The organism is Zobellia galactanivorans, assembly GCF_000973105.1.
Classification (GTDB): domain Bacteria; phylum Bacteroidota; class Bacteroidia; order Flavobacteriales; family Flavobacteriaceae; genus Zobellia; species Zobellia galactanivorans.
The window spans coordinates 3,119,793-3,139,509 of the sequence record NC_015844.1 but is presented as its reverse complement, the minus strand read 5'-3'; the positions used below and the strand labels follow the sequence as shown (position 1 = coordinate 3,139,509).

The 19,717-nt window shown below is 43.7% G+C and carries 14 protein-coding genes; 4 read left to right on the top strand and 10 right to left on the bottom strand.

All coding sequences use genetic code 11. The features are described 5' to 3' along the window. Positions 1-6: 6 nt before the first annotated feature. The 8 genes from ZOBGAL_RS12675 to ZOBGAL_RS12640 form a co-directional block, all read right to left on the bottom strand. Positions 7-789, bottom strand: a complete 783-nt coding sequence (locus ZOBGAL_RS12675) for a glucose-6-phosphate isomerase family protein (protein ID WP_013994024.1) — start codon at positions 787-789, stop codon at positions 7-9. Further along, entirely contained in the window at positions 789-2,546 is a 1,758-nt protein-coding gene (locus tag ZOBGAL_RS12670; RefSeq protein ID WP_013994023.1) for a class I mannose-6-phosphate isomerase, read from the bottom strand. The genes ZOBGAL_RS12675 and ZOBGAL_RS12670 overlap by 1 nt, the downstream gene beginning before the upstream one ends. After that, on the bottom strand, positions 2,533-3,987 hold the full coding sequence (locus ZOBGAL_RS12665) for a sugar porter family MFS transporter (protein WP_046287915.1): 1,455 nt from the start codon (positions 3,985-3,987) through the stop codon (positions 2,533-2,535). The genes ZOBGAL_RS12670 and ZOBGAL_RS12665 overlap by 14 nt, the downstream gene beginning before the upstream one ends. A 19-nt stretch (positions 3,988-4,006) precedes the next feature. Next, positions 4,007-4,969, bottom strand: a complete 963-nt coding sequence (locus ZOBGAL_RS12660; RefSeq protein ID WP_013994021.1) for an ROK family protein — start codon at positions 4,967-4,969, stop codon at positions 4,007-4,009. A 224-nt stretch (positions 4,970-5,193) separates the two neighbouring features. Continuing rightward, a complete protein-coding gene (locus ZOBGAL_RS12655; protein ID WP_013994020.1) occupies positions 5,194-6,576 on the bottom strand; it encodes a right-handed parallel beta-helix repeat-containing protein in 1,383 nt (460 codons plus the stop codon). 97 nt (positions 6,577-6,673) lie between these two features. Beyond that, a complete protein-coding gene (locus tag ZOBGAL_RS12650) occupies positions 6,674-8,143 on the bottom strand; it encodes a RagB/SusD family nutrient uptake outer membrane protein (RefSeq protein WP_013994019.1) in 1,470 nt (489 codons plus the stop codon). 11 nt (positions 8,144-8,154) lie between these two features. Beyond that, positions 8,155-11,232: a SusC/RagA family TonB-linked outer membrane protein gene (locus tag ZOBGAL_RS12645; protein ID WP_013994018.1), complete on the bottom strand. Its 3,078-nt coding sequence runs from the start codon at positions 11,230-11,232 to the stop codon at positions 8,155-8,157. A 242-nt stretch (positions 11,233-11,474) separates the two neighbouring features. Beyond that, entirely contained in the window at positions 11,475-12,638 is a 1,164-nt protein-coding gene (locus tag ZOBGAL_RS12640) for a DNA-binding transcriptional regulator (RefSeq protein ID WP_013994017.1), read from the bottom strand. Between the two features lie 376 nt (positions 12,639-13,014). On the opposite strand from ZOBGAL_RS12640, the gene ZOBGAL_RS12635 reads away from it, so the two are divergent. The 4 genes from ZOBGAL_RS12635 (at position 13,015) to ZOBGAL_RS23065 (ending at position 14,740) form a co-directional block, all read left to right on the top strand. Further along, entirely contained in the window at positions 13,015-13,605 is a 591-nt protein-coding gene (locus ZOBGAL_RS12635; protein ID WP_013994015.1) for a TetR/AcrR family transcriptional regulator, read from the top strand. 68 nt (positions 13,606-13,673) lie between these two features. Beyond that, on the top strand, positions 13,674-14,132 hold the full coding sequence (locus ZOBGAL_RS12630; protein ID WP_013994014.1) for a hypothetical protein: 459 nt from the start codon (positions 13,674-13,676) through the stop codon (positions 14,130-14,132). Positions 14,133-14,134: 2 nt separating this feature from the next. Continuing rightward, a complete protein-coding gene (locus tag ZOBGAL_RS12625; protein ID WP_046287482.1) occupies positions 14,135-14,437 on the top strand; it encodes a DUF3817 domain-containing protein in 303 nt (100 codons plus the stop codon). Positions 14,438-14,530: 93 nt separating this feature from the next. Continuing rightward, positions 14,531-14,740, top strand: coding sequence for a hypothetical protein (locus tag ZOBGAL_RS23065; protein ID WP_013994012.1), 210 nt, complete (start codon positions 14,531-14,533; stop codon positions 14,738-14,740). A 119-nt stretch (positions 14,741-14,859) separates the two neighbouring features. Here the strand turns inward: ZOBGAL_RS23065 and ZOBGAL_RS22705 are convergent, their stop codons facing one another. Both ZOBGAL_RS22705 and ZOBGAL_RS12615 read right to left on the bottom strand, forming a co-directional pair. Continuing rightward, complete coding sequence (locus ZOBGAL_RS22705) at positions 14,860-17,598, bottom strand: right-handed parallel beta-helix repeat-containing protein (protein WP_013994011.1); 2,739 nt, start codon at positions 17,596-17,598, stop codon at positions 14,860-14,862. Between the two features lie 71 nt (positions 17,599-17,669). Next, positions 17,670-19,613: a CBM96 family carbohydrate-binding protein gene (locus ZOBGAL_RS12615; protein WP_013994010.1), complete on the bottom strand. Its 1,944-nt coding sequence runs from the start codon at positions 19,611-19,613 to the stop codon at positions 17,670-17,672. Positions 19,614-19,717: the final 104 nt, after the last annotated feature.

Below are 19,717 nucleotides of genomic sequence, written 5' to 3'. Positions count from 1 at the left end.
GCGATGTCAGGGCAAAAAATGGTTCCAAAGTCCCTTTACCTTATCTGGTCTGGACACAAAATCGAATGTTTTTGGACAGTTTTCAAACTGGGTGTAGATAGGAGTATTTTGTATCAGGCCGAAGTCTGCATATTTTTCAGGTGATTTCTCCATCAGTTTTTGCCTTTTATAACGGGTATTATACTGCCAATCCAACTTACCCGACTTCAATATGGGGTACCATGCCAAGCCCTGATGCTCCCGTACTTGGTCATATTCAAAACCATAATCGCGGTCGCACCAAGCACCAAAGGACAAGGCCTCATTAGGGTCGGCACTGATAGTGGCATGCGCCCAGCCAGGGGGAACGATTACGACCTCCCCTGCCATGGCGTGTACGGCATAACACCTTCCGGGATTATCATTTGCCGTTTCCTGCATATAGATAACCGCCTTGCCCGACCAGATTTCATAAACTTCCGGAGTAGACCACCCTTGGGCAAAGGTCGATTGTTGATGTATATGCCCTTGGCTTCTTATAGGCTCATCACCCAAGTTACCCGCGGCATAGATTACGGCCCCGTACAATAAGTGTCTATTTTGCAATAATTCCCGGTGTTCATTCTTTCCGACGTCCATGGCAATGGCATAAACAATTTCAGGACCGTGGCACTTGGGATCCCTCAGACTAGGGCGTATACTGTTCAACGAACGGTGCTCTACCTTAGGTCCGAAACAGTTCTTGCCATATTCAAACCCTAAAGGTTCAAAATGGGGTACAATACCAAAGCCAGGGTCTAGTTTTTCCATTATCGACTTCTTACATATGCCTTAAGCGTGGCGACCTCTAAACCTTCGCTTTCGCCATACGGCCGTATCGTATATTCTTCCACTGAGGCCGGCACAATAAAGGTTTCCGCATAGTGTACCGCAAATGGTTCAAATAAATGATCAGGACTCTCCACTAAGACTTCCCGACCTTCAACCAAACTCAGTACATTTACCGTTCCTCCGGTACTATGCTTCACTTTAGAAGAGAACCAATGTCTCCTAGTTTCTATAAACTGTGATTTGTGTAAGCCTGTTCGTTCTTCGCGCCACCCTTCCCCTTCTTCCATCGGTTCCACTTGATCTATTAAATTTCCCTTTACCCATTGGGTTGTTCGGTTCCATTCAATATTTTTCTCACCATGAGCCAGGTTTATCGGTCTTGGCTTTCCATCCATTCCCAAACGGCCCCAATCCCATAATTTAAAAGTGAAAATATACGGTGTAGCACTGATTTCCAACACCATGGAGTTTTTTCCGGAACAATGTACCGTTCCGGCCGGAATGGAAATATGGTCGTGCTTTTTTACCGGAAAGGTAGCCACATATTTTTCTGCATCGAAGGTTTGGTTTTCTTCTTGGGCCCTTTTAAGGTCACCGATAAGTTCTTGGGGAGCAACCCCTTCTTTCACCCCTAAATAAATAAGGGCGTTCTCGCCCACATCGAGCATATAATAGCTCTCGTCTTGGGTATAGTCCATATTAAAATGCTCCTTGATATAAGAAGTTGAAGGGTGTACCTGAAAGCTTAGGTTACCACCTTGCATGGTATCTAAAAGGTCAAACCGAATGGGAAACTCTGGGCCAAAACGTTCATAGACCTTCTTCCCCAAGACCTTTTCAGGTGCATAGAGCACAAGGTTGATGGAAGGCATTTCTATGAGGGTATCGTTTATTTTCAGCAATAGGCTGTTTTCTTCGGGAACACAATTGAAACACCAAGCATAATTAGGTTTGTCCTTATCCAAATCAAACACTTTCTTCATCCACTGACCTCCCCAGGGACCGGGATCAAAGAAAGGCACGACACTAAAGGGCCTCTTAAGGGCGGCTTCCATTCCTTCGATCATGGTTTCCCCGGAAACCATTTTAGGCTGGTTCTTGGTATGGGTATCCAATACGAAATCGATTTTACCGAATAGATCGGCTTTAAGGGAATCACAGATACGCCAATCGACAAAATATCCTTGCTTGTACAAGCGCATAAAATCCGTTTCACGATTGGCCAAGCCGATATTATCGACCTCTTTTCGCCTCATACGGGTTTGAATCTCCCAACGGGCCATATCTGCGTAGACGAGGCCATCATGGTTTTCTACCAACAAGGAAGCCCCAATACCTATCACCAAGACCGTTCCATTGGAAATTCGATCAATGGCCCTCCTTAAATTTTCGGTCTTACCCCTATCGAAGTAACTATTTAGCCCGAGTTCCGTAATTCTCCCGAATATGCGGTCATCGGTAACATCGGCAAATACCATTTTTGAGATTTCCGCTTCGGTTTTAAAGGCTTCGGAAGATCTTATGATCCTTACGGGACCGAGATGTTTCTCGAGACCGTTCAATATTTCCAGCTCATCTACACCATGATAGCACTCCACCGCCAATACCTTTTTATTTCGGGGGACATTATCAAGTACCGATTTTATTTCAGTGCCTATTTGCTTCCAACCGACATAGCAGTTTTGGTTTCCTGTTATAGGTACGAAAGGAGTCTTATTAAAATTACTTTTCATCATTTAAATTCAGTTTTTTCTCCATATCCTCTAAACTTATGCCTTTTGTTTCAGGCATTACAAACACTACCCAAAGCAATTGCAATAGCATTGACACCCAATAGAATGTAAATATCTTTCCACCCGATTCTTCGGCGAACATGGGAAAGGTCCACGAAATCAAGGCGGCCATAATCCACAAGGTGGAACTCGCCAACGAAACTCCCTTGCCCCTCACCTTGTTCGGAAATATTTCACTTATGAACACCCAAATAACCGTTCCCTGTCCGAAAGCATGTGCCGCGACAAACAGGAACAAGCTCCACATAATAATACTGCCACCCGTAGCGGCCGATGTCATGGCCGACGCCAAATCGGAACCATCGCGCAGGCCCTGTTGCAGCTCATGGACCAATCGAAATTCAGAATCATAGCTATAGAATGTAAAAGCGATGAGCCCAAGACTGACCAAATATCCTATAGACCCGAACAACATTAGTTTTTTACGGCCAAAGCGGTCAATAATGGAAATGGCAAACATAGTCACCGCCAAATTGACCAGGCCTACCCCAACGGACCCCAAAAGGGCGGCACTTTCGCCAAAACCGGACATTCCGAAAATCCTTGGCGCGAAATACATTACCGCATTGATTCCCGACAGTTGGTTAAAGGCCGCTATTGATATGGCCAAGAAAAGCGGTTTATAATACCTTCGTTTAAAAATCGTTTCCCCTTTGTTCCGCTCGTCGGTTTTTAAAGTATTTTGAATTTCGGCCACTTCATCTTCAATACTACCGGAATCGGTTCCTACTTGCGACAATACTTTTTTGGCCTCGTCTACATATCCTTTTACCAACAACCACCTCGGACTGCGAGGTATGGTGAACAAAAACAAAAAGAACAAAAGGGCCGGAAGAGCCTCTACGCCGAACATCCAGCGCCAGGTAACCGCCCCTAGTTCAAATCCGGCAATAAGATAATTGGAAACAAAGGCCAATAGAATGCCCAAAACGATATTGAATTGGGTTATGGCCACCAAGCGCCCCCGAAACTTTGCCGGTGATATTTCCGCAATGTACATGGGTGAGATGACCGATGCCCCTCCGACACCAACACCCCCGACGAACCTAAAAAGAACAAAGGAAGACAAGTCATAGGCCAGCGCACTACCGATAGCCGAGATAAAATATAAAACCCCGATGATCATCAGCAGTTTCCGCCGTCCGTAGGTATCTGCCAATTTCCCGAAGCGCATCGCCCCGACAATGGTCCCTATTAAGGCCGAGGCTATGGCCAATCCGTGCCAAAAATTTACGGTACCAAATACTTGGCTGAGCTTTTGGTACTCTCCATCGAACAATACCCTGAGCGACTGTTCGGTACCCGATATTACAGCGGTATCAAAACCGAACAACAATCCGCCCAAGGCAGCGACCAAAGTGCATTTTACAAGATATTTCCGCATTCTAGGCTGGAGTATAGTTTCATTCATATTCATCAGAGGTAGTGACCAAGGAATAACACCCTAACAATGCTGCCGTATCAAAATGTTGGGCCTTGCATATTTCAGGATACTCCCCAATCGTCCATAATTGTTTTTTAATATAGGCGTCCAATCTCGGAATGATGTAATCACCTGCCTTTATGACCGAACCGGCCATGATAATTTTTTGGGGATTGTAGGCGTAGATAAGGTTTACCAAAGAGGCCCCCCAATACATGATGCTCCGCTCTAAAATTTTAGTGGCGACACTATCGTTTAAGGCGTGGTCTTCAAACAATGCCGCATAATCTATTTTTTCCCTTTTCGCCAATAGACTGGTATGGAATCCCTCGGTTTTTCTAGCGATTCCTGGCAGTGCCCATGTACCGGTTTCGCTTTCGACACAACCATTTCCCGGGCAAATGCATTTGCTTCCCATAGGGTTGACCACCATATGACCCGCTAAAATTCCAGCGGTAAAATTTCGCCCCCTTAGCGGTTGGCCACCGAGCACGACCGAACTTCCGTAACCAGTTCCTAAAATCACATAGACCAAGTCTTGCACTCCCTTTCCGGCACCATAGTTCCACTCTCCCATACAGCCAAGGTTTCCATCAACTTCCAGTCTAATTTGCAAGCCGAATTTTTCCCTCGCCCATTGTTCAAAATCAATTTCGACAGCATCTTCATATTTATTATTGGCACAAGACAGTACCGTATTCTTTTTTGAATCAACCAACATCGGGAGCGCCATACCAAAACCGGCAAGATCAAGAAAGCTCAACGAATTGTTCTCCACGAGCTGTTTCGCCATTTGTTCCATCAAAGGCAGATAGGCCCTCATCCCCTTTATAGGCTCAGCCTTAATAGTTACAGAATCCATGACATGACCTTTTACGACAAGCGCCAAGGTAATATGAGACCCCCCAACGTCGGCCGCTAAGACTACCGTTTCTTTAAGCATATTTTAATTTTTAAAAACTATGGAATCGCCATTCGATCCACGCAAGGAACCGAATCGATTCTTAGCGAATAAAAAACACGAATAGAAACCCGTGTTTCGCGAACTAACTAACTCAACTAAGCTGCCAAGATGGCTTTTGAACCATCACCGGCATCTATTTTTAAAGGAAGCAGGTAGACGTATACCAACAAGCTTAGCCATCATACCCCTAATTGTTTTATCTATCAATATTTATATTCATCGAAGCGTTCCGAATTTTTAGGATCGATGGGCCTATAATAGTTATTACTACTAGTACCGGTCTGGGCTACGGCATTCCCTCCTTTACCATGGGTAATGATATTATCGGTAATTACGCAATTTTTCGAATCGTTAAGCCGTACTACGGTCTGGGTCAAAATAGTATGCACTACATTGTTCGAAAAGAGCAGTTGATCTGCGTTATCAAATTGTATAAACGAAAGACCATTGTTCTTTTCATCAATAGTCTTGGTCCGTTTTCGGCTATCAAGGTATTGGGAAATGGTGTTTCCCGTTATGGCCAGGTTACTGGATTTTTTTATATGACAAAAAGCCCCATAAGCGGCGGCACCGGTCGATATCTTCCAATTGTACAAGGTGTTACCGACTATGGTAGAGTTTTCAATATTATCGATTTCGAAACACTTGCTTACATAGGCAAAAGTATTGTTATGGAAGGAAGAAAAGCTAGGGTTTCCCAATACCATTGCCGTCTCAAGGTCGGCAAACAGATTATCCCCGACCATCATTCCTTGCCCGTTTTTATGAAGCCTTATGGCATAGGTCAACTGTCCGAACCAATTTTTATCGATATAGGTCACATCGCTCCCTGCTACATCAAGCCCGACATATAGATCTGTAAAATAACAGCCGGTCACCCTCAATAGCTCGCACTTGGCATGTCCCTTGCCCTTGGGCGGACTTGGCAAGACAATGGCCCGCTGCCCCTCTGCCTCGACATCCTTGTACCGGTCTTTTGACGGGTACCAATGTAGCCCTCTAAAATTCGGCTCATCACCCCTGAAGCGGCTATAGCCATCAGCCGTATTTACCCCGGTGTTGTTGTAACCAACAAAGGTGAGGTTTTCAATTTCAACCTTTAAATTGCGATTATCCCATGGGGTTTCGCCGGAAGGAAAAGCCTTGCTCCTTCCGGCATAATCAAATGTAATACAGTTGGGGCCCGTGTCTTTTCCAAACCTAAAAATACTACCGCTTTCAATATTGGCGCCATGAATATCTATTCCCCCATGACCGTGCCCGATCATCTTAACACTTGCGATTTTCAGTTTTACCGGGCCGTTTAAATAATAGACCCCTGGTATGAACGAAAAGGTAGCTGACACATCCTTTATTGCCGAAATCTCATCGAAAATAGCTTGCAGGGCCCTTGAAACATCAACGGTTCCGGTATTGTTCAGGTGATAACTTTTCTTACCCGCATTCGTAATCACTTCTACCGTAGCCATTTTTGATTCGGAAACCCTTATATCCATAGGGTCTTGATATCCCTTTTGGGCACTGACCGTCGATAAAAACAAAATTAACAATGACGATAAAATTAGGGTTCTAGCTGGTTTTTTCATTCTTATGGTTTTTCAAGTATGCAAAAGCGATACCTCAATTATTTCTTTAAAGTAACCAAAAAGGAAACATTCTTTCTTTATTTTATAAACAAGACCTTTAATTATCGGCATCGAGCAAAAGTGTTTCCCGGTTCGGATAGGGGTACAACAAGGATATATTTTGATAGGCATTGGTAGGAACATAACTTTTCAGCGCTTTTTCCTCCACGCCATGTGCCGTCATAGTTTCTTCCGCCTTATCCGTTCTTAAAAGGTCGAACCATCTGTGGTTTTCAAATGCAAGCTCGACCCTTCTTTCTTGGGCTACAGCTTCCCTAAAACTATCTTGATCGGTTAATTCCGCAGATGTCAAATCAGCCAAACCTGCTCTTTGCCTGACCCGGTTCAATAGGTCGAACGCTTCTCCATCGGCCACATAGCCCTGTTCGTTTAGTGCTTCCGATAACATCAGAAGGACATCGGCATATCTGTAGATCGGCATATTGTCATCCATCCAGAACCGAAACGGCCCGGGGTTATTGAACTTTTTCACATAGGGTATATCCATTCCCGTTTGCGGGTTATTCCAGAATCCGATAGAAGCATCCTTTCTAAGGTCTTCGGCCTCGTAGGCCCCGATCATATCATTGGTGGGGGTATTGTGACCGGAATCGGAACCGTTTCCTGCGGCAAACCCAATGATTTCTTCACCCGCTCCCGAATGCTGGGGTACAAAACGGTACATAAAACCACTGGCAAAATCTTCAGATCCCAAGCCTACGGAATATTGAACTTCAAAAATAGATTCAGCACTGTTTTTATTGGCAGCATTCCAAAGTTCCCCATAGTCGGGTAAAAGCGTATAGCCCGTAACGCCATTTAAGGCGGTTATTGCTGCCTCAAAGTTCTTCAAGGTCATCTGCACCTCACCTAAAAGGGTCAAGGCCGCACCTTTTGTAGCACGCCCAATGTCATTGCCGGTATAGGAATCGGGAAGTAAGGCCGCCGCCTTGGTAGCATCGTCAACAATTACCGAATAAACCTCGGAGACACCGACCCTTTCCGCTGTAGCGAAGGCTTGCTCCGTATTGTTTACGGGTTCTAAAACCAGCGGTATGTCACCAAAAACCCTAACCAAATGAAAGTAATACAGGGCCCGGAGAAAATAGGCCTGACCTTCCAATTGGTTTTTTATATAATCGTTCAACACCTCGGTCGTGGCTATATTCGAAAGCAATAAGTTCGCTCGCCCTATACCATCGTAAGACATTCTAAAAATTGTTGGGGGAAAAGTGTTTAATTCGGTAACCCGAAACTCGTCGATCTCAAATTTAGAAACACCCGAGCCATCCAAATTTTCATAAGAGGTATTGTCTGAACGCTGTTCGGCCAACAACCAAAAATTTCCGCCTTTGTACAAATCCCTAAGGGGCACATAAGTTCCGTTCAATGCGGCTACGAACTGTCCCTCATTTTTAAAGAAAGAAGTTGAGCCTAATGAGGTTTCGGGCGCCACATCCAAGAAATCTTCGCTACACCCTAACAAGAAACAAGTTAAGAGCATATATATATAATTACATTTTTTCATGATTACAGAATTTATAGTTTAAAATTTAACCCGATGGTAAAGATTTGTGGCAATGGATATCCACCATAATTGATTCCTTGTTGCAAAGAGCTAGTCTCCCCAAATCCTGCGGTTTCAGGATGACCGTTCTTGTATTTGGTAAATACAAAGGGATTTTGTGCACTGAAGTAGAGTCTAAAATTCTTTAGGTATTCCGTATTGAGCGTATACCCCAATGTAATATTCCTAATAGACACATACGAAGCATCTTGCACAAAGAGCGAGCTGATATCTTGATTGGTAAAATCGTAAGGACTCGTTACCCTACCATAATTGGTTTCGAAGGAAGCATTTGAAGGCCTGTACCGAGTGGCGACGTCTTTTTCCAAATTCCAAAATCCGACGGACAATTGGGTATGTCTTCTGTAAACATCAATTACTTCACCACCTTGTGACCCTGCCAATTGAAATGAGAAATCAAAATCACCGTAGTTGAACGTATTGGTCATGGCCCAATTATAGTCCGCGTGCGGACTACCCACAACGGTGAAATCGGAAGAATTGATGGCACCGTCACCATTGACATCTTCAAACCTTGGCGTACCAATGGTGCTATTGGGCGCACTGGCCTCATCGAGTTGGGCCTGGTTTTCATAGAGCCCTAAAAAGTTATAGGCATAGAACAAGCCTAGAGGCTGCCCTGTCTTGGTAATCGTCTTATGGGGCCACCCTATGATAATTTCAGATTTATTGCCCAAGTCGAGCACTTCATTCTTATTGAACGAAATATTGAAATCTGAATTCCACCGTAATTTACCGGTTAAGATCCGTCCCGTAAGGGTAAGTTCCAAACCTTTGTTCCTTACCTTTCCGATATTTTCCTGGATACTGGAGAAGCCCGAGCTGGCAGGAATATCAATACCCTGAAGCATATCTTCGGTATCGATTACGTAGATTTCCGGACTTATAAAAAATCGTCCTTTCAAGAGCTCTAGGTCTATTCCCGCATTGAACTGTTTGGAGCTTTCCCAGCCCAGATCTACATTGGCCAAACTTGACTGTCGTTTCCCTGGGGCCAAAACGCCTCCAAACACATAGTCGTCGGTTATAACGGAAGAAATGGCGGTGTAGTTGCCTATTGAGTTGTTACCCGTTAACCCGTAACTCGCCCTAAGCTTCAAGCCTGACACAAAACCGTCTTCGGGAAAGAAAGATTCTTCGGAAACCCTCCAACCCAAAGAAGCGGATGGAAACAGCCCCCAACGATTGTTCTCGCCAAATCTCGAAGAACCGTCCCTACGAATGGTAGCACCTATCAAGTATCTTCCGTCAAAATTATAATTGAGCCTTCCAAAATAAGATACCAAGGTCCATTTATCAACAAGCTCCGAACTCTCTACGGTAGCCGCCGCATTGGGCGTAATAATATCATCGTTGAGCGGATAATTGCTTGCCAATATCGTTGACCTTTCAAATCGTTCCTGTTGGCTACTGAAGCCGGCCAATAGCTCTATATTGTGTTTATTGAAGGACTTTGTATAGCTTAATGTATTCTCATTAAGAAAATTGTTCAAGGTGTTCTTTTGAAATTGTCCCCTAGGAATTGAGGGTGCCGGGTCTCTATAATTTCCGACAGCCGAAGGAAAGTACTGATCTCTGTTGGAGTTATTGTGACTTACATTAAAGGTTGTTTTAAACCTCAGTCCTTCGAAAATTTCCGCATCCACATAAGCATTGATCAACAAGGATACCCCCTTGGTTTCATCCACAAGGTTTTTGAGTCGATTTACCGGATTGGCAAATTGAAAAGTACCGCCTACCCTATCACTGAACGGGCCTCCCACCTGAATATTGGGGTTGTAACTGCCATCAGGGTTATAAATTGGCCCGAAGGGCGGTGTTATAAAGGCTTGGGTAATAAGTGAATTACCATTGTGCCCTTCCGTAGGTCGGCTGTTCTGCTTGGTTAAAGTGGGAACAATATTCAAACCCACCTTTATTTTATCGGTTAAATCGGTCTCGAGGTTCGACCTAAAACTAAATCGTTCAAAATCGGTACCTAGAATAGTTCCTTCTTGATTGAAGTAACTTGCCGATATCACCGATCTTACTTTTTTCGTACCGTTGGTAATGGTCAGGTTGTAGTTTTGCATAGGAGCCACACGTGTGATTTCCTTCAACCAGTTCACCCCTTCCCCGTTACTTGCCGGATTGCGGTAGATCGGATCTAAGGTGTTGATATCGAAAGTGCTTAGGTCGTTGCCTTCATCTACCCAAAAATCTTGGGCTTTCTCGAGTTGAAATTGTGCGAACTCCGTTGCGTTCATCATTTGGGGAAAGAATTTCTGGGAAACCTGTTGCAGGCCTCCATAGGCCGTAAACTCTATGGACGATTTTCCGTTTTTCGCGCTCTTGGTCGTAATCAACACAACACCGTTAGCCCCCCTAGAACCGTAAATAGCGGTTGAAGAGGCATCCTTTAATACCGTAAGACTTTCGATATCATCAGGGTTAATGGTATTCAACGGATTAAAGCTTTTATCACTTCCCGCAACCAATGGAAAACCATCTACAATATACAAGGGGTCGTCACCTGCACCTATGGACCCCGCCCCCCTTATATTAACAACGGCGCCACTACCCGGGGCACCGGAAATTTGCCTTACCTGAACACCAGCTACTTGTGCGCCCAACTTTTGGTCAATGGCCCCAAGTGACATATTCGCAAGCCGATCGACCTTGATGGTAGAAACGGCACCGGTTACATTGGCCTTTTTCTGCGTACCATAGCCCACAAGTACGACTTCATCAAGCGCCGAGGCACTTTCTTCAAGAGCAATATTAAAATGGGTCTGTACCCCAACTGCTATTTCTTGACTGGTAAAACCGATATAAGAAATTACCAGTACGGCATCTGAACCACTTACCTCAATAGAGAAGTTACCGTCAAAATCGGCTTGGGTCCCGTTTGATGTTCCCTTTTCCAGGATATTTGCACCAGGCAAGGGCGCTCCATCCTCCGCAGAGGTAATCGAGCCCGATACTCCGCCCTGTGCCAAGAGGCACATAGGAGCTATGATGAATAGATATAAGAACAGTTTTTGTTTCATAATTTGACGGTTTAGTTAAAGTTGGAGTTATACATTTCTGCTATTTCATGAAAATGGCAATCTGAGTATTATAAGTTGGAAGTTTCGCAGAATACGCCCTTGTAGTGTTCGTTGTTGAGAACGACTAATAGTCACTAAGAGAATAGATTGAAAGAGAACCACTTATAAAACGTGGTAAAGGAAAGGTATAAACTGAAGGAGTAATTGATAAAAAACGCATATAAAATGACAAAATGCGAATTTTACTTTTTGAATTTTTCACGATATTCAGAGGGAGTCATACCGGTCTCATTCTTAAAGTAACGAGAAACACTTTCTTGATTGGAAAAATCCATTACGGCATAAATATCTTTGACCCTGATACTTTTGTCGTTCAATAATTTTTTAAAATGTGATATCCTGTATTTCTTGATTACATGAAGAACGGAAAGTCCTAGTTCCTTTTTGAACCGCATTTCCAACAACCTTCGAGAGAGGCTTGTTATTTTAACAACATCGGAAACCCTAATATTTTTTATAGGCGCATTCTCTATAATGAAGCGTACCGCCTTCTGAAGTTCAATATCCTTTACGGCTACGATATCGGTAGACTTTCGGGTAACAACACCTTCGGGAAGGGTTACAATGTTACCTGAACCCAATTGTTCCCCACGAATTAGACCGTGCATTGTTTTAGCTACCTCGAAACCCGCCCCTATAGCATTCATTCCAATACTAGAAATCTGTGGCTCGGCCAACTCGCAAATATGCACATCGTTATCGCAACCTAGCAATGCAATCTGTGAAGGACAGTGATACCCTGAAATTTCAATGGCCCTATTGGCAAGACTGCTGAATTCATCACAGGCGGCGAACAAAGCCAAGGGCTTGGGCTGTACGGAGAGCCATTCGGCCAAAAGCTCGGGAATCTCGTACCAACTCTTTTTTTTGATAAACTCAGGTGCCTTTTTATAAAATAGCCCCCTGCTTTTCACTTCTTTTTTAAAGGCCTTTTGCCTTTCATCAGACCAATGGTAATCACTATTCCCTATAAAGGCAAAATTCTCAAAACCCAATGCCATAAAATAGTCCGCCGCCATTCTACCAATTTCACGGTCATCACTATGAAAGCTGATTTCATTCTCAATAATCTTTTTATAGGGAGAAAGTATCAGAGGAACCCCCAAAGCCTTAAACTGTTCCCAACCCGTAAATGTCCGCGTAATTACACCGTCGGGAGACCACTTGATAATATTCTCGATAATCTTGTCCATATCATGGCCATGAATATAGTCAGGTGGTAAGTGATAGGTCGACCAATGCCCCATTTGCCGACTAAAATCAATGATTCCCTTTAATACGTCACGATCATACCTTCGGGCCGAATCAAGTAATATGGCAATTCTATTTGGTTTAGTTTTGATCAACAGCTTGAATGGATACTAATAAATTATTGTACGACTCGGTGTGTAAGGTTGGGAACATAAAGCGTATTAACAAACCCACATCTTATCCGTGGTAAAATACGTTATATTTTATCTATAACTTACCACCACCCCCCTTATTATTTTTCCATGCCGTCCACCAAAAACTTCCGGCGAAGGGTCAAGACTTTGTCTTTCTTAAACAAATCCGAAGGAAGAAAAGAAGGAAACGAGTCAAAACACAGGGTCCAATTCAACTCGCCCCCAACACCTTCCTCAAAGAGAAACCCAAACTAAAAACAGGCCACAGGAATTATACCGACTTCCCCTCCCAATATTTTTTTGATTACTTTGCGCAGCATACTAATTAGTATCTTTTATGACAAAGGCATCGAATACCCGACATACCATTCTCGAAAAAGCATTTGACCTAATCTACAGGAAGGGCTACCAAACGACGAGCATTGATGAGATCATAGCAACTACGGAAGTCACCAAAGGGGCTTTTTACTACCATTTCAAGACAAAGGACGAAATGGGAATCGCCATTATCAATGAAATTGTCAAACCGACCATGCAAGACGCCTTTATCGTTCCCTTACAAAATGCTTCAAGTCCCCTCGAGGCAATATATGGAATGACGGAATCCCTGCTGTTCGAAACCCCTTTCCTAAAGCTTGAATACGGATGCCCCGCGAGCAACCTGGCCCAAGAAATGACACCTTGGAACGAGGCGTTTTCCAAAGCCCTGAACGAATTGATCCTAGAGTGGCAGACTACCATAGAAAAGGCCATTCAAAAGGAAATCGAAAACGGAGCGGTACGCAGTGACGTCAACCCCAAACAAGTGGCCTATTTTGTGATGTCGAGCTATTGGGGCATTCGAAATTTCGGTAAGGCCTACAACGATACCGATTGCTATCACGCTTATTTAAAAGAACTTAAACGGTATCTAAACCAGCTAAAATAAATATCATTTTCAAAACATACTAACTAGTATGTTTTTATATCTTTGCATCAGCATTCAATACCTTACTGATGTATCAAGCACTTACTTTTGGCCATTCGGTTGTACGTTGGCTCGTATTACTAAGCCTTTTGTACTCCATTTACCGGGCGTACCGAGGTTACTTTCAAAATTTGGATTTTTCAAAGCACGACAACCGCGTCAGGCATTGGACCGCCACCCTGGCCCATATCCAACTTCTCGTCGGCATTCTATTATACACCCAGAGTCCGATCGTTAGCTATTTTTGGGGCAATACCAATGAAGCCCTAAAACATATCGACACCACCTTTTTCGGAATCATACATATGGCACTCATGCTCTTGGCCATTGTTTTTCTTACCATTGGTTCGGCCCTGGCAAAGCGAAAGCCTTCCGACCGAGAAAAATTCAAAACCCAACTGCTTTGGTTTTCGGTGGCCCTGACCATCATTTTTATAGCCATTCCCTGGCCCTTTTCACCGTTTGCCAACAGACCTTATTTCAGATAATTATGAAGAATCTATTGAAAACAAATATTGGCCGGCTCCGTATCATAGGCTTTCTAGAGGGCATTTCCCTATTGGTACTTGTATTTATTTCGGTACCCTTGAAGTATTACTTTGACTATCCGGAATTGACCAAAACACTCGGCCCGATCCATGGGGCCCTTTTTCTACTTTTCCTATTTAACGCCTTAAGTGTAGGGGTCGAGCAAAATTGGAAATTCGCAACAACTACTTGGAAGGTGCTATTGGCCTGCTTCATTCCTTTCGGCACCTTTTATATCGATAGAAGCATCTTAAGCAAACTCTAATGCCAAGCTTTTTTTGAACCTGAGCCTTCCCTTTTCAAAATACCTAAAGAAAGGCAGGCTTTCAACGAAGCCTAGACCGAAACATTACGACCTATGATACACGTCTTTAAAACAAGCGTACGGACCAAGAGCCAAATCAAAATTTTAAGGCCCCACTTAAATCATTTACTGCCGAAAAGCCATTGGAATTTTGACCTTGAGGACTGTGATAATATCTTACGGATAGAGAGTGACCATTGTTCGGAGCAGAAGGTCATAGAACTGTTACAAAAGCAGAATTTCGAATGTGAAGAACTCGAATAAAAACAGGACGGCCACAACGGTTGCAAAGGGCCAGTTGCCTTATCCGTGATTATGCGTGGGCAAAAAAAAGCTGCCTAAACCCTAAGGTCTAGACAGCTCAAAACACATGAAATGGAGGATTATTGTTTTAGGAATTGTATACTTTCCTTGTCGGAAACGGAAATAATATACACTCCCGATTTAATATCATCTAAAGGAATGGTCTCTTCCAAAGATTTTACGTGTATCTCTTTTATGACTACACCGCTCATATTTCTGATCTTAAGCCTATCGCCTACTTTTATGCCTGCCACCTTGATAAATTCGGTCGAAGGGTTAGGATAGGCTTTGATAGCCACTTCATCTACATTAAGACTGGCCGCTATCGGTAGAATTTTCCACTTTTGGTTACCATTGTCCGCCCCGTAAGAATAGGTAATGACATTCGTGTCCAAGGTGCCGTTATTCCTATCCAAACCTTGCTCTAAACAATGGTTCGGCTTAAGGCCGTAAATCGCATTGCCATTTTCGACCACTTTCCATTTTTGGTGGTCTTGTGCCGCACTGGTATAGGTTGATACCTGCACACTGTTTTGGCACTTTGCATAAGGTACTTCCAAGAAACGGCCATTGGCCTTGTTCTTTATAGTGTAGACGTTGTTCCCTAAATGGTTAAAAACCCATTTTTGATCGGTATAGTCCCCAGGGTTTACCATTCTGGCATTGTAATTTTCCAAGGCCCGGGACAATAGTCTTTGGTTAGACGTAACCGATCCTATGGTATACGTTCCGTTTTCTATGAGTTGGGGTTCTTCGGTCGAACCGTCATTTCCGCTTCCCTTGAGCAATACGATACTGGAATACGCCGGTACGGTAACACTTCCCGAATAGTTTTTATGCTTCGCGTCCACATAGTTTTCCGACCCCAAGTTTACGGCTTTGGCCGTACCTGTGTTGTTTACCACAAACTTTATAAAGGTATTCGGGTCGACCGAGGCACCGAACTTAACAGGGGCGCTTTTACCTTTATTTTCATAATTGGGGTATTTCGTCCTGAATTCGTCCAAGGTGTACTCATCGGTTTTTCTGGCCAATGTTACGCTTATTTGCTTGCTTCCGTTATAGGGCATACAGTAGTAATTGCTATTGATATCGCCCAAGAAGGTATTAAAGCCGGCATCGGTAATTTGGTTGGTGTAACGTGCGGAAACCTGGCTTGGTTTCTTAGAGAAAAATATATTGTCCACCACGGTATTGTCCGTTGCCTTTGCCGTACTTCCTCCGGCCCCAAAGCTATTGTTATAGGTAGATAATACGAGTCCGAATTCGCAATTATAGACGGTATTGTCCCTAATGGTGCTTTTACTTGACAAGTTGGCCATCAATCCCCAACCGACGATGTTATACACTGTATTTTCATATATCAATTGGTTTTGTGAGTCGTTATCGATATAAATACCGGCCGTTTTTACGCCCCTTCCTTCAGGAATGCCCCTAATGGCACCAGGACTGTCATGAACGATGTTCCCGTACACACTGTTATTCGAATTTCTGTTTCCTACGGAATATATTCCGCCCCCATCATCTTTCGTATAGCAATAGTTGCTAATATCGTTGTAGCGTATCTTTAAATTACCCCCGGAAAAAAGCATGGCATGGTAGCCTATATTTTTTAAGGTATTCTTTTCTATTACATTGGCGGAAGACCCCGATCTACTAACGAACCTTGCCCCCGTATAGCCAATAAAACTACGCGCGCCCATACCGGAGCGCATACCAATATTTATAATCTTATTATTGGCAAAAGTGAGTCCGCTTAGCCCCTCCCATCGGATGGCTATGTTATTACTTTGTTCAAAAGTGTTATTGGTAGCGGTGATATTGGTTAGGGTGTATCCTAGGGACAAGTACTCGTTTCCGTTATAAATATGACAATTGGTAAGGGTCATGTTCGATGCCCCACTAATGGCCAAGGTATATTTCAAGCCGCCTTCCAATCTTAAATCCTGAACTTTTACATAGTCAGTATTGTTAAGGCTTAGGGCACTTTCCCCAGAAGGGATTTCTACACTTAAACTGTTCGGGTTCGTATTGCTGTACAAATACAGTACGCCCGCATTGGTATCGTGGGCCCATTCCCCGTTTTTATCCAAGGTATTTACATGGTTCTGAAAAAAGTATCCGAAATTGTTTTCAATGGCATTTTCAAAAGTGGCACTTGGGTCCGATAGCCCGAAGTTGACCGTATTACCACTATGGGAAGTTACCGTTTCTACCTTTACGTTATCATCAGTAGTCCTAATGGTAATTTCGCCCCCTTGAAACCTATTTGAAGCATAGGGCAAATTAGCCCCTTCCGATATGGATTTGTTGTTGCCCGCGTGCGATTTGATCCTTCGGTACCCACCGTTGGCCGCATCAACATTGGGCTCCCTACCGATCTGCTGGGCCACATTGTTTAAAAATAGGGCCGGTGTCCTTCCGTTATCGACCTTAGCCAAGTTGGCCTTCCAGATATTTCCACTGTGACGTGTCCAGTTATTGATTTTTACCGACGCCCTAATAATGGCCTTGTCACCAGAGCCGTACGATTTCAAGACTATTGTTTTTCCCGATGAACCCTTTTTGCCCTTTAGGTCGAGTGAGCCATAGAATACATCGCCCCTATTGAAATGAATAACATCGCCCGGTTTGATGGAATTCTTTACGCTATTCAGCTTATTTATCGTTTTCCAAGGCGAAGCCTCCGATGTTCCGCTATTGGAATCGTTTCCCGAAGCACTTAGATAATAATTGTTCTGTGCGAATGCCGTAGTGGCGCACAACATGAGAAATGCATATAAAACATATGCCTTCCGTCTTTGCTTTATTGGTACCATAATCGTTTTCTTTTTTTTGTTTGACCTTATAAACCGCCCTACTTGTATGTACCGGCAGGGCGGCCTTTGTATTACTTCTTAATAAACTGAAAGCTGTTTTTTCCTTGAACGGAAAGGATGTAGTTTCCTTTTTTCAAAGGGGAAACATCTAAAACGGGCTCGCTTTGTTTGACAACTTCCCTTAGCACGATATTGCCTAGGAAATCGTACACGATAAGCTCTTCCCCAATATTCACATGAGACACGCTTATAAAGTCGCTTGCAGGATTAGGATACACTTTAACGATGGGATCGCTTCCTACCGCTTCCATACTTAGGGCTACATTTTCCGTAGCGGCATTACAATCTGACTTTAGGGTAAGCTTGGGCGCATTGCTGCCTTCCTTAGACCAAAACGATACATCGTTACCACTGCTTTGCTTTACGATCAGGGTGATGGTCTCCCCTGCCTTTAGGCCCGATAATGTCCATTGGTAGGTTTTCCCCTTGGCATAGGTATCTGTCAAAACTCCCAATACTTGGCCTTCCTGTGGCCGATTTGAGGAAGACAGGTTATCTTCCGTCCAATTGTTCGACTTGCCCTTTATAATTTCTATTCGTCCGTTGCCATTGTCGGTAGAAACCGTCAAATCTAATTTAGCGTCGGTAATTGCAGGTAGATCAGCGGGAAGGGTAAATTTGAGAAAGGAAAGCCTTTTATCCTTTTCCACCCTAAGTTCATTGGTATTGAATCTTGTAGTGCCCTGCAGGTAAGCATCCGTATCGGCAAACACGGTTCTAGAAGCATCACAAGAATTGCCCCCGCCGGTATTTCCATTCAAAACTATGGGATAGAGCGTCCCTCCAGATGGGGTTTGGCTTTGGGGCAGTGCAGGAAAATTTGTAGCGGGATCCTTCGGTTTGATTTCCTTCGGTCCCTTATACAATAGATTAGGGTCTGACCAAGGTCTCTTGTTGCCATGGTTTTCTTCTAGACACTGGTTTTTGAATATAAAATTGGGTTTTTCGGAGTTATCGTGCTGACTGGACCAAGGCCCCATAATAGCGTAATAATTGGGTTCCTTATTGCTATTATAGACGGCATTGGGCGTATCTGCCTTAGAGTTGGGCATATCATAGGGCAAGGTGATCCTGTTATTCTCGATTAGGTTATTCCCCTTATCGCCACTGTGGAAACTTACCTCTTGTCTAAAATCGTTGTCGTACACCACATTGTATTCTACGTTCCCCCCTTGAAGCGATATGTGTCTCAGATGGGTAACCTGGCAGCCCGTAATGAGATTATAGGCCCCTTGTATAAAAAAGTATCCTTGGGCCCCTCCGGCTTTTTTGTGTGCACCGTCTACCCGCAGATCCCTTAAGGTAATATGGTTAGCAGGAACCCTCACAGGGTCTTTGGCAGAATTTATGATATCGACCTTGTCCAACCAACAATCTTCCGACTTATTGAACTTCACCGATATATTATCGTTGTTCTTTAATTCGTCGTTGGCATCTAGGCTATAGTTCCAGTCGTATTTTGGTTTGCCCCAACTACCTTCGATTGTCAAGGTATATATGCCGCTTTTTTGGACCTTATAAAAACTAAAGGCATCGCCATTGTTCATCTTTACGATACACTTTACCCCCGTTCTACTCTCTCCTATCAAAGAGACATTCGATTTCATCACCACTCGTTGATCAATGGAATAGGTACCGTTTTTTAAAAGAACGGCCACCAATCCACTCGTTTTTGATGCGTCGACGATAGCCTTGTTGATGGCTTCACTATCGGCACCACTTGTAAGGGTTTTTACGACCTTGACATCCTTTAGAAAGGGAATTCCGCCTCGAACCCCTGCCTTTTGCCATTCCTTCATCTGTGGATAGCGGCTGTCATACTTGCCCGTATCAAAAGTCACCCCTGGGTCACCTACCCTTAACTGGGCACTCCCATGGTACACCGTAGACATCAGCAAGAACAAAGTACAAAGCACTTTAGGCCGAGTATGGCGCATATAAAAATTAACTTTCATAACTCATTGATTTTTTTATCTATTAACAAAATAAACAACAAGCCTTTTTTTCGATGGGTTCTTATATTCTACCATACACAAAAAGGCTTATTGTCCCCTATAAA